This window comes from Streptomyces zinciresistens K42, from assembly GCF_000225525.1.
Lineage (GTDB): Bacteria > Actinomycetota > Actinomycetes > Streptomycetales > Streptomycetaceae > Streptomyces > Streptomyces zinciresistens.
This window is the reverse complement of record NZ_AGBF01000058.1, coordinates 24,592-35,185: the sequence shown is the minus strand read 5'-3', so window position 1 is coordinate 35,185 and position 10,594 is coordinate 24,592. Positions and strand designations below refer to the sequence as shown.

The following is a 10,594-nucleotide window of genomic DNA, read 5'->3' as shown; positions in this document are numbered from 1 at the left end:
CCGGGCCGCGGCCGGGCCGGACCCGGGCCGGGGACGCGGGAAGCCGTCCGGCCGCCGTCGCCTGGGCCCTGCGGCACAGCCTGGTCCGCCGGGGACCGCCGCGGCCGAGGACGGCACCGAGTCACCTGTCTGCCCTGTCCTCCTCCGCGCCTGCGGGCGGCGTACGGCTCTGAGGCCGCCCCCGCTTCCCGCGGGAGCCACGGCCGCGGACAGGTGGCGGCACGCGCGTCCCCCGCGACGCCGGCCCGTTCTCTTCGGCCCCGGGCCCGTCCCCGCCGTCCGCCCTGCGGCCGCGCGGCGCAACGGCCCTCCACTGATCGGGAGTTCCATGTCCCCGCACGACCCCACCACCGGCTGCGCGTCCCCGCGCGACGCCGCCCCGGCCACCCGGCCCACGGCCTTCCCGCGGAGCGGCCGCGAGACCCCGGCCCGGCCCCGCACCGCCCTCACCGCCTGCTGCGCCGCGCTCACCGCGACCGCGCTCCTGCTGCTGTCCGGCTGCGGCGCCGGCTCCTCCGGCGACAAGTCCCTCCCCCCCTCCACCTCTTCCTCCTCTTCCACTTCCACGTCCTCCTCGGGCATGAACGACATGGCCGGCATGCAGATGGGCGACCCGAACGCCACCCCGGCGAACAAGGTCCCCGGTGCCGACCTCGTGCAGGGCTCCTTCCAACTGCTCGACACCCGGCCGCCGGGCATGGACGACGTCAAGGGCACCGCCTGGCTCGCCCAGAGCGCCAAGGGCACCACGGTGACGCTGTCCCTGACCGGTCTGCGGCCGGGCGACCAGTACATGTCGCACCTGCACGCCCAGTCCTGCGCCACCAAGGGCGGCGGAGACCACTTCCAGTTCGTCAAGGGCGGGCCGACCGTGCCCCCGAACGAGGTCCACCTGATGTTCAAGGCCGACAAGATGGGCATGGGCATGATGACCGTGAACAACGACCGCAGGACCGGGAAGGGCGCGGTCGCGATCGTCGTCCACCCGTCCGCCACGATGGACAACCGCATCGCATGCGCCGACTTCGACTTCTGAGCGCGCGCGCCGTCCTGCCCGCCTGCCTGGGCGTGCTGCTCCTCGGCGGCACGCCCGCGTACGCCCACTCCGCGCTGAAGGACGGCAGCCCGGGGCCCGGCGACAGCGTCGCCCCCGGTGTCGACGTCATCGGGCTGGCCTACGCCCCGTTGAAGGCCGGTACCACGGCGAAGGTCGGCCTGGTCGGGCCCGACGGCACCCCGGTGCCCGTCGGCACCCCCGTCCTGGCCGGAGGCTCCGTCGTCTGCGCCGCGGTCGCCGCGATGCCCACGGGCATCAACACCCTTTCCTACACGGTGACTTCGGCCGACGGTGACGAGCAGTCCAGCGCCTTCCAGTTCGAGGTGGTCGAGGGCGCCGAGGCCGCCACCGTGCCCGCGGCCTGCAAGAACCTGAACCTCGCGGCCCCGCGGCCCGCCGAGCCCCGAGAGGGAGCGGGCGAGTCCGCGGGCACGTCGGCGGACGGCCGGCTCCTCGGCCTGGACCGCCCCGTCGCCCTGACCGGCCTGGCGGCACTCGTCGCGGCGGCCGCGGGAGGAGCCGCCCTGGCCGTGCTCCGAAAGCGCCGGTCGGCCGCGACGGCCCCGGCCGAGAACCGGGCCCCGTCCGAGAACCGGGCCCCGGACACGGACGCGTCCCCCGACGCGTCCCCCGACGCGTCCCCCGACGCGTCCCCCGACGCGGACGCGGACGCGGTCGCGGAGCAGAGGACGGAGGACACCACCGCGTAGGGCGGGCGCGGGCGGGGCCGTGGACGCGCCGCCCGCCGCGCCGGTGCCGTCTCCCCACGGCACCGGCACCGGCCGCGCCGCCGCCCGCCCCGTTCCCTTATACCGGATCGCCCCCCGCGGCACCCGCTTCGCTGCCGTTCTGGGCGCGATGTGAGGGATGCCGCACCCGTGCGATACGGTCGCGATCCGTGTCGCTGTTGGGCCGAACGGGTGACTTGGCGTAAGAATTGGCTGGTGCAGGCATTGAAGGCGAGTCAAGGCGGGGGGAGCCGGTGAACAGCCACGACGTCACCGATGAACAGTGGGAGGGACTTGCCCAGGTCGTGCCGCTGCGCGGGCGCGACGCCTGGCCTTCGGCAGTCGGCCATCGCGCGGTCCCGGAGGCGGCCACGGAACCGCGCCGCCGGTTCGTCGTCCTGCGGGTCAACGTGTTCGGGGACGCCCGCGAGGTGGCCGAGACCCTGATGGCGGGCATCCCGGTGCTCCTCGACCTCACCGGCGCGGAGGGCGAGGTCGCCAAGCGCGTGCTGGACTTCAGCACCGGAGTCGTCTTCGGCCTCGGCAGCGGGATGCACCGCGTCGACCGGAACGTGTTCCTGCTGACCCCGCCCGGGACCGAGGTGAGCGGCCTGATGGAGGGCGCCGCGGTTCCGGGGGCCTGAGAGCGGACGTACGGCGGGGCCCTGGACCGGTGTGCGCCGGGCCCGTCGCCCGATCGTAGGAAGCGCCCCGGGACGGAACGGTTCGCCTGGTGACGGGGGCCCTACGGTCCCGAGCATGGACGTGCCCCCTGCCGCTGCCGCCGTGTCCGTGCCGTTCCAGGAGCGCCGGACCGTGCGGCCGGTCCCCGCGCCACCGGCCCCGGCCGCCCCGGGTGAGCCCGCCGAGGCCGTCGATCCCGGCGCTCGCGGGCGTCCCCGCGTCACCGAACTGCGGCTGTCCGCGTTCGCCGGGCACCGCCGGGCCGCGCTCCCGCTGGGCCCGCTCACGCTCCTCGCCGGACCGAGCGGCAGCGGCAAGACCAGCGCGCTGCGGGCGTACGAGGCGCTGGCCCGGCTGGGCGGCGGCGCGGACCTCGGCGAGGCGTTCCCCGATCCGGGGGCCTGTGTCCCGGAGCGCGCCCGGCCCGACGCCCAGCGGCGGCGCGGGTTCAGGATCGGCTGCACCGCGGACGGCCCCGAGGGCCCGGTCCGGCTCGACCTCGCCGTGCAGGCAGAGCCCGAACTCCGCGTCGTGGGCGAGCGGTTGAGCGCGGGCGGCGTGGTCCTGCTGGAGACGGCCCTGCGCGATCCGGGCCGGCGCCGGGTGCACGCCGCCTGGCACACGGCGGGGGAGTCGACGGTCACCCGGGCCCCGCTGCCCGACGACCGGCTCGGCACCGCGCTGCTGCCGCTGCGCGTGGCCGGCCGGACCCACGGACAGCGCAAGGTGCTCGCCGCCGCGGAGCAGGCGGTGGTGGCCCTGCGGTCGGTCTTCCCCTGCGACCCGCGGCCCGACCGGATGCGGGACGCGGTCCCGGTCGGTGCCGGCCGCCTCCTCGCGAGCTGCGCCAACCTCGCCGCCGTGCTGTGGCGGACGCGGGCCGAATGCGCCCGGCGGCACGCGCTGTTCGTGGCGGCGGCGCGCGCCGGCTGCGCCGGGGCCGTCGAGGACGTGGCGGCCGAGGTGCTGGGCGACGGCACGGTACGCGGGGTGCTCGACCGGGGCGACGGTCTGCGCACCCCGCTCGGCCGGCTCGGCGACGGCGAGCTGCGGCATCTGGCGCTTGCTCTGGTGCTGCTCACCGGGCCCGGGGTGCTGGAGGTCGACCCGGCGGGCGAGGTGCCCGCGGCACTGCAGACCCTGACCGTGCTCTGCGACGGCCTGGACCGGGGGCTGGACCCGGCCCAGCGCGCGGAACTGGTCGGGCTGGCGGCCCGGATGTGCGCACGGGGGCACATCCGGGTGGCCGGAGCCGTGAGCGACCCGGCGGCGGTGGCGGGGGTGGACGGCGTGACGGTGGTACACCTGGGGCCGTGACGGAACCCCTTGATGTGGCGGGACTCCAGCGCAGGCTGGCCGAGTTCGCCGCCGCCCGCGACTGGCAGCCCTACCACACCCCCAAGAACCTGGCCGCCGCGCTCAGCGTGGAGGCGTCCGAACTGGTCGAGATCTTCCAGTGGTTGACTCCGCAGGAGTCGGAGCGCGTGATGGACGACCCCGCCAGCGCGGCGCGGGTGAGGGACGAGGTCGCGGACGTACTGGCGTATCTGCTCCAGTTGTGCGAGGTGCTCGGGATCGATGTGCTCGCGGCGCTGGACGCGAAGATCGACCGCAATGGGCGGAGGTTCCCCGCGCCGTAGTGAGCAGTCAGTTCCAGTTTAACTCTCCGTGTCCAACAGGCTGGTTGAAGCTGAAAGGTTATCCGCAGATTTCCGTTTTCCTCTGGCTTTTCGTCTCAGAGCCCTTCACTCTGGGTAGTGAACAAGGGGGTTCAGGGCGGTGCGTGGGCAGCGCGCCGGGACGGACCGGGACAGACGGGGACTGCGGATGGACGCGGTGCGGCTCATCGTGAAAAGCAGGCGTGCGCTGGCGGGAAGCGGGCGTGCGCCGGAGATCATGACCGAGGTCTGGCAGGCGCAGGCCCTGGCGCAGGCGATAGGAAGCCGCTTCGCGGTCTTCGGTCCACCCGAACTCCGGGGCGAGGCGCTGGGGCTGACCGAGCTGGCCGGCCGCGGCTGCGGGGTGGTGGAGGCGCCGGACCTGGCGGACGGCGAATTGCGCGCGGCCCAGCTCACGGAGTTGGGTGACGCCCGGCAGGCGCTGATGCACCTCGCCACCCTGCTGGGCGAGGTGGGGATCGCGCTCGTGGGCGTGGCCAGCGCCGCGGACGACGAGGCGACGTACTGGCAGTGCATGGAGGCCATCGACGCGGCGGACGAGTCACGGGACCGGGTGGTGGAGATGCTGCGCCGGCTGACGGACCGGGACCAGGTCCTGGCCCGGCGGGAGGCGGGCTGAGGGCCGGGAAGCGGCTGACGGCCGGGAAGGGCCGGCCGCCTCCGGAGCGGGCGCCTTGCGGGGCGCTTTTCACCCGCCCCGGGGGCGAGTGCCGAAGGGGTCGAACAGCTGCCCCCCGGATGCGCTACTATTGATCACGAGCCGGTCGCCCGAATGGGAAAAACCGGCACTGCGTTGGTCGTCCAAGGAAAGACGCCCCGCTTCCTGCGGGGAAATGCAGGTGCAAGGCCTGCCCAGCGCTCCGGCACAAGGCCCGTCCGCGACATGCGGACGGGCCTTGTCACGTGTGGGGGCGCGCGAGCGTGCCTCCCGGCCGGCGGCGGGCCGCCCCTCGGCCCGCACCGGAGGCATCACCCCTGGTCGTGACCAGGCACGAAGCCACCGGGCGTGGCGGCGCCGCCCGCTGTCGGGTTCCCGGTCCGGCGGCGGGCAGGATGGGGGGTATGGATCTTCGCATCTTCACCGAACCCCAGCAGGGCGCCACCTACGACACATTGCTGACCGTGGCGAAGGCCACCGAAGCCCTCGGCTTCGACGCCTTCTTCCGCTCGGATCACTACCTGAGGATGGGCTCCGCGGACGGTCTGCCCGGCCCCACCGACGCGTGGATCACGCTCGCCGGTCTGGCCCGTGAGACCAAGCGCATCCGGCTCGGCACCCTGATGACCGCAGCAACCTTCCGACTGCCCGGCGTCCTCGCCGTCCAGGTCGCCCAGGTCGACCAGATGTCCGGCGGCCGGGTCGAACTCGGCCTGGGCGCGGGCTGGTTCGAGGAGGAGCACAAGGCGTACGGCATCCCGTTCCCGAAGGAGAAGTTCGGGCGTCTGGAGGAGCAGCTCGCCATCGTCACGGGCCTGTGGTCGGCCAGGACGGGCGAGACCTTCGACTTCCGGGGCGAGTACTACACCCTCAACGACTCACCCGCCCTGCCCAAGCCCGCCCAGGACCGTATCCCCGTCCTCATCGGCGGCCACGGCGCCACCCGCACCCCCCGGCTGGCCGGCACCTACGCCGACGAGTTCAACATGCCCTTCGCCTCCGTCGAGGACAGCGAGCGGCAGTTCGGCCGGGTGCGCGACGCGGTGCGGGAGGCCGGCCGGCGGCCCGAGGACCTCGTCTACTCCAACGCCCTCGTCGTGTGCGTCGGCAAGGACGACCAGGAGGTCGCCCGCCGGGCCGCCGCCATCGGCCGCGAGGTCGACGAACTCAAGCTCAACGGCCTGGCGGGCTCCCCGGACGAGGTCGTCGAGAAGATCGGCCGCTACCAGGAGGCCGGTTCGCAGCGCGTCTACCTCCAGATGCTCGACCTGTCCGACCTCGACCACCTGGAGCTGATCTCCAGCCGGGTCCAGCCGCAGCTGACGTGAGACGGTCCGGCCGGGGCGTGCCACACCGTGGCGGCGGGTGGCGCCGCCACGGCCCGCGGGCCGCCCCCGCGTAAAGAGAGGGGCCTGGCCCCGCCGCTGCGCGGCCATGGCGGTGAGGGCGGTGAGGGCGGCCGCGGAGGGCGGCTCAGCGGTCAGGGACGCCGTCGTGGGGTGATCGGGACCGGCGGAAAAATGCCGAGTGCCGCCCCCGCCCGCTCGATACGGTGTGCGTATTCGCAGTTCAGACCCCTACTCCTAGGACACCACCGTGTTCCTGACCCTCACGACCACCGGCACTCCGGACCGTCCGGCCACCGACCTCGGCTTCCTGCTGCACAAGCAGCCCGGGAAAGCGCAGGCGTTCTCCACCTCCTACGGCAGGGCGCATGTGCTGTACCCGCAGGCGGACGGCGAACGCTGCACGGCCGCACTGCTGTTGGAGGTGGACGCGGTGGCGCTGGTCAGGCGCGGCAAGGGCAAGGGCCGGGGCGGCGCACCCGACGCGGCCCTCGCCCAGTACGTCAACGACCGCCCGTACGCGGCCTCCTCGCTGCTGGCCGTCGCCCTGAGCGCGGTGTTCTCCAGCGCGATGCGCGGCGTGTGCGCCGCCCGTCCGGAGCGCGCCGCCGAGCCGCTGCCGCTGCGCATCGAGGTGCCCGCGCTCCCCGCGCGCGGCGGGCCCGCCCTCGTACGGCGCCTCTTCGAACCGCTCGGCTGGGCGGTCACCGCCGAACCCGTGCCGCTGGACCCGGAGTTCCCCGCCTGGGGCGACTCCCGCTACGTCCGGCTCGTCCTGGAGTCGCACGCGCTGACCCTGGCCGCCGCGCTGCGCCATCTCTACGTCCTGCTCCCGGTCCTCGACGACGCCAAGCACTACTGGGTCGCCTCCGACGAGGTCGACAAGCTGCTGCGGGCCGGCGAGGGCTGGCTGCCCGACCATCCCGAGCAGAAGCTGATCACCAGCCGCTACCTCTCGCGGCGCTGGTCCCTGACCCGGGAGGCGATGGAGCGCCTGGAACTGATCCGGCTCGCCGAGTCCGACGACAGCGCCGTCGAGGAGATCGACAACGCCGTCGCCGCGGAGGGCGAGACGGAGGAGAGGCCGACCCCGCTCGCCGTGCTGCGCAGGGATGCCCTCCTCGCCGTGCTGAAGGCGTCCGGCGCCGCCCGTGTGCTCGATCTGGGCTGTGGGCAGGGCCAGTTGGTGCAGGCGCTGCTGAAGGACCCCTCGTTCACCGACATCGTGGGCGTCGACGTGTCGATGCGGGCGCTGACCATCGCGGGACGGCGGCTCAAGCTGGACCGGATGGGGGAGCGGCAGGCCGCGCGCGTGACGCTCCTCCAGGGCTCGCTCGCCTACACCGACGCCCGGCTCAAGGGCTACGACGCCGCCGTGCTCAGCGAGGTGGTCGAACACCTCGACCCGCCCCGGCTGCCCGCCCTGGAATACGCGGTGTTCGGCGCGGCCCGGCCCAGGACCGTGCTCGTGACCACCCCGAACGTCGAGTACAACGTCCGCTGGGAGAGCCTGCCCGCCGGACACGTCCGGCACAGCGACCACCGCTTCGAGTGGACCCGCGAGGAGTTCCGCGCCTGGGCCGCGGGTGTCGCCGAACGGCACGGCTACGACGTGGAGTTCGCCCCCGTCGGCCCCGACGATCCCGAGGTCGGGCCACCGACCCAGATGGCCGTGTTCTCCCTGGGCGCGGACCCCGCGAACGGCACCGCCGGAAAGACGAGCGGCGCCGCCGGAAAGGAAAACGGCACCGCCGGAGACGAAGAGGAGGGGAAGGCGGCATGAACGAGACCGAGCGCACACGGGTGCTGCCCGTCACCGACCTCTCGCTCGTGGTCCTCGTCGGCGCCTCCGGCTCCGGCAAGTCCACCTTCGCCCGGCGGCACTTCAAGCCCACCGAGGTGATCTCCTCCGACTTCTGCCGCGGCCTGGTCTCCGACGACGAGAACGACCAGGGCGCCACCCGGGACGCCTTCGACGTCCTGTACTACATCGCGGGCAAGCGCCTCGCCGCGGGCCGCCGCACGGTCGTCGACGCCACCAGCGTCCAGCAGGACTCCCGGCGGCAGCTGATCGAACTGGCCAAGCGGTACGACGTGCTGCCGATCGCGATCGTGCTCGACGTCCCCGAGGAGGTGTGCGCCGAACGCAACGCCGCGCGCGCCGACCGGGCCGACCTCCCGCGCCGGGTGGTCCAGCGGCACGTCCGCGAACTGCGCCGCTCGCTGCGGGGTCTGGAGCGCGAGGGCTTCCGCAAGGTGCACGTCCTGCGCGGCGCCGCGGACGTGGAGAACGCCACCGTCGTCACCGAGAAGCGCTTCAACGACCTGAGCCACCTCACCGGCCCCTTCGACATCGTCGGCGACGTCCACGGCTGCTCCGCGGAACTGGAGTCGCTGCTGGGCGCGCTGGGCTACGCCGACGGCGTGCACCCGGACGGCCGTACCGCCGTGTTCGTCGGCGACCTCGTCGACCGCGGACCGGACAGTCCGGGCGTCCTGCGCCGTGTGATGTCGATGGTCAGGTCGGGCAACGCGCTGTGCGTGCCCGGCAACCACGAGAACAAGTACGGCCGCCACCTCAAGGGCCGCAAGGTCCAGCCCACCCACGGACTCGCCGAGACCATCGCGCAGATGGCGGACGAGAGCGGGGAATTCCGGGAGGAGGTGCGGCAGTTCATCGACGGGCTCGTCAGCCACTACGTCCTGGACGGCGGCCGGCTGGTCGTCTGCCACGCCGGACTGCCGGAGAAGTACCACGGCCGCACCTCGGGGCGGGTGCGCTCGCACGCGCTGTACGGCGACACCACCGGGGAGACCGACGAGTTCGGGCTGCCGGTGCGCTACCCGTGGGCCGAGGACTACCGGGGCCGGGCTGCCGTCGTCTACGGCCACACCCCGGTGCCGGAGGCGACCTGGCTGAACAACACCATCTGCCTGGACACCGGTGCCGTGTTCGGCGGCAAGCTCACGGCGCTGCGCTGGCCGGAGCGCGAACTCGTCGACGTACCGGCCCGGAAGGTCTGGTACGAGCCGGCGAGGCCGCTGCGGAGCGAGGCACCCGGCGGGCACGACGGCCGTCCGCTGGACCTGGCGGACGTGCACGGACGCCGGGCCGTGGAGACCCGGTACCTGGGACGCGTCGCGATCCGCGAGGAGAACGCGGCGGCGGCCCTGGAGGTCATGAGCCGCTTCGCGGTCGACCCCCGTCTGCTGCCGTACCTCCCGCCGACCATGGCCCCGACCGCGACCAGCGCGGTCGACGGCTACCTGGAACACCCCGAGGAGGCGTTCGCGCAGTACGCGCGGGACGGCGTCGGGCGGGTCGTGTGCGAGGAGAAGCACATGGGTTCGCGTGCCGTGGCGCTGGTCTGCCGGGACGCCGACACCGCGCTCAGGCGGTTCGGGGTCGCGGACGGTCCGGCCGGCTCGCTCTGCACCCGCACCGGCCGCCCCTTCTTCGCCGACGCGGCGGTGACGGAGGCGGTCCTGGACCGGGTCCGGGCAGCGGCCGACGAGGCCGGTCTCTGGGACGAGCTGGAGACGGACTGGCTGCTCCTCGACGCCGAACTGCTGCCGTGGTCGCTGAAGGCGTCCGGCCTGCTGCGCGCGCAGTACGCGGCGGTCGGCGCCGCCTCGGGCGCGGTCTTCCCGAGCGCGCTCGCCGCGCTGGAGGGCGCCGCCGCGCGGGGCGTGGACGTGGCGGACCTGCTGGCACGCCAGCGTGAACGGGCAGCGGACGCCGCCGCGTTCACCGACGCGTACCGCCGCTACTGCTGGACCACGGACGGCCTGGACGGGGTGCGCCTCGCCCCGTTCCAGCTCCTCGCGGTCCAGGGACGCAGCCTCGCCGCGCTGCCGCACGACCGGCAACTCGCGCTGCTGGACCGGCTGGTGGAGCACGACGGCAGCGGACTGCTGCGCACCACCCGGCGGTTGTACGTCGACACCGGCGACCCGGAGTCGGTGCGCGCGGGCGTCGACTGGTGGCTGGAGATGACCGGCCGCGGCGGCGAGGGCATGGTCGTCAAGCCGCTCGGCGCGGTGGTGCGCGGTCCGCAGGGCCGGCTGGTGCAGCCGGGCGTCAAGTGCCGGGGCCGCGAGTACCTGCGGATCATCTACGGTCCCGAGTACACCCGCCCCGACAACCTCGACCGGCTGCGCAAGCGGTTCCTCAACCACAAGCGCTCGCTGGCGCTGCGCGAGTACGCGCTCGGTCTGGAGGCCCTGGACCGGCTGGCGGAGGGCGAGCCGCTCTGGCGCGTCCACGAGGCGGTGTTCGGCGTACTGGCCCTGGAATCGGAGCCGGTGGACCCGAGACTGTGACGGCGTGCCGGGCCCGGACCCGCGACTGGGCCCGGCCGCTCCGGCCACCCGGCCAGGCCACCCGGGCCCGGCCACCCGTCCCGCCACCCGGCCGGGTCACGGGCAAAGGCCATGGCCTG

Annotated in this window: 9 protein-coding genes; all 9 read left to right on the top strand. The window is 74.2% G+C overall.

The window, feature by feature from the left end:
- The first annotated feature begins 328 nt into the window (after positions 1 to 328).
- The 9 genes from SZN_RS18110 (at position 329) to SZN_RS18070 (ending at position 10,475) form a co-directional block, all read left to right on the top strand.
- Positions 329 to 1,036, top strand: a complete 708-nt coding sequence (locus SZN_RS18110) for a superoxide dismutase family protein (RefSeq protein ID WP_007497053.1) — start codon at positions 329 to 331, stop codon at positions 1,034 to 1,036.
- Positions 1,015 to 1,767, top strand: a complete 753-nt coding sequence (locus SZN_RS18105) for a copper resistance CopC family protein (protein ID WP_007497051.1) — start codon at positions 1,015 to 1,017, stop codon at positions 1,765 to 1,767. The genes SZN_RS18110 and SZN_RS18105 overlap by 22 nt, the downstream gene beginning before the upstream one ends.
- Before the next feature lie 272 nt (positions 1,768 to 2,039).
- Complete coding sequence (locus SZN_RS18100; RefSeq protein ID WP_007497048.1) at positions 2,040 to 2,429, top strand: cell division protein SepF; 390 nt, start codon at positions 2,040 to 2,042, stop codon at positions 2,427 to 2,429.
- 115 nt (positions 2,430 to 2,544) lie between these two features.
- Complete coding sequence (locus SZN_RS18095) at positions 2,545 to 3,786, top strand: AAA family ATPase (RefSeq protein WP_086021407.1); 1,242 nt, start codon at positions 2,545 to 2,547, stop codon at positions 3,784 to 3,786.
- Positions 3,783 to 4,109 carry a nucleotide pyrophosphohydrolase gene (locus tag SZN_RS18090; protein ID WP_007497044.1) on the top strand — a complete coding sequence of 109 codons (327 nt, stop codon included), beginning with the start codon at positions 3,783 to 3,785 and terminating at the stop codon, positions 4,107 to 4,109. Before SZN_RS18095 ends, SZN_RS18090 begins: the two co-directional genes overlap by 4 nt.
- A gap of 187 nt (positions 4,110 to 4,296) precedes the next feature.
- Entirely contained in the window at positions 4,297 to 4,767 is a 471-nt protein-coding gene (locus SZN_RS18085) for a DUF6099 family protein (protein WP_007497042.1), read from the top strand.
- A 443-nt stretch (positions 4,768 to 5,210) separates the two neighbouring features.
- Complete coding sequence (locus SZN_RS18080; protein ID WP_007497040.1) at positions 5,211 to 6,134, top strand: LLM class F420-dependent oxidoreductase; 924 nt, start codon at positions 5,211 to 5,213, stop codon at positions 6,132 to 6,134.
- A gap of 268 nt (positions 6,135 to 6,402) precedes the next feature.
- Positions 6,403 to 7,935: a 3' terminal RNA ribose 2'-O-methyltransferase Hen1 gene (locus SZN_RS18075; protein WP_007497038.1), complete on the top strand. Its 1,533-nt coding sequence runs from the start codon at positions 6,403 to 6,405 to the stop codon at positions 7,933 to 7,935.
- A complete protein-coding gene (locus SZN_RS18070; protein ID WP_007497036.1) occupies positions 7,932 to 10,475 on the top strand; it encodes a polynucleotide kinase-phosphatase in 2,544 nt (847 codons plus the stop codon). Before SZN_RS18075 ends, SZN_RS18070 begins: the two co-directional genes overlap by 4 nt.
- Positions 10,476 to 10,594: the final 119 nt, after the last annotated feature.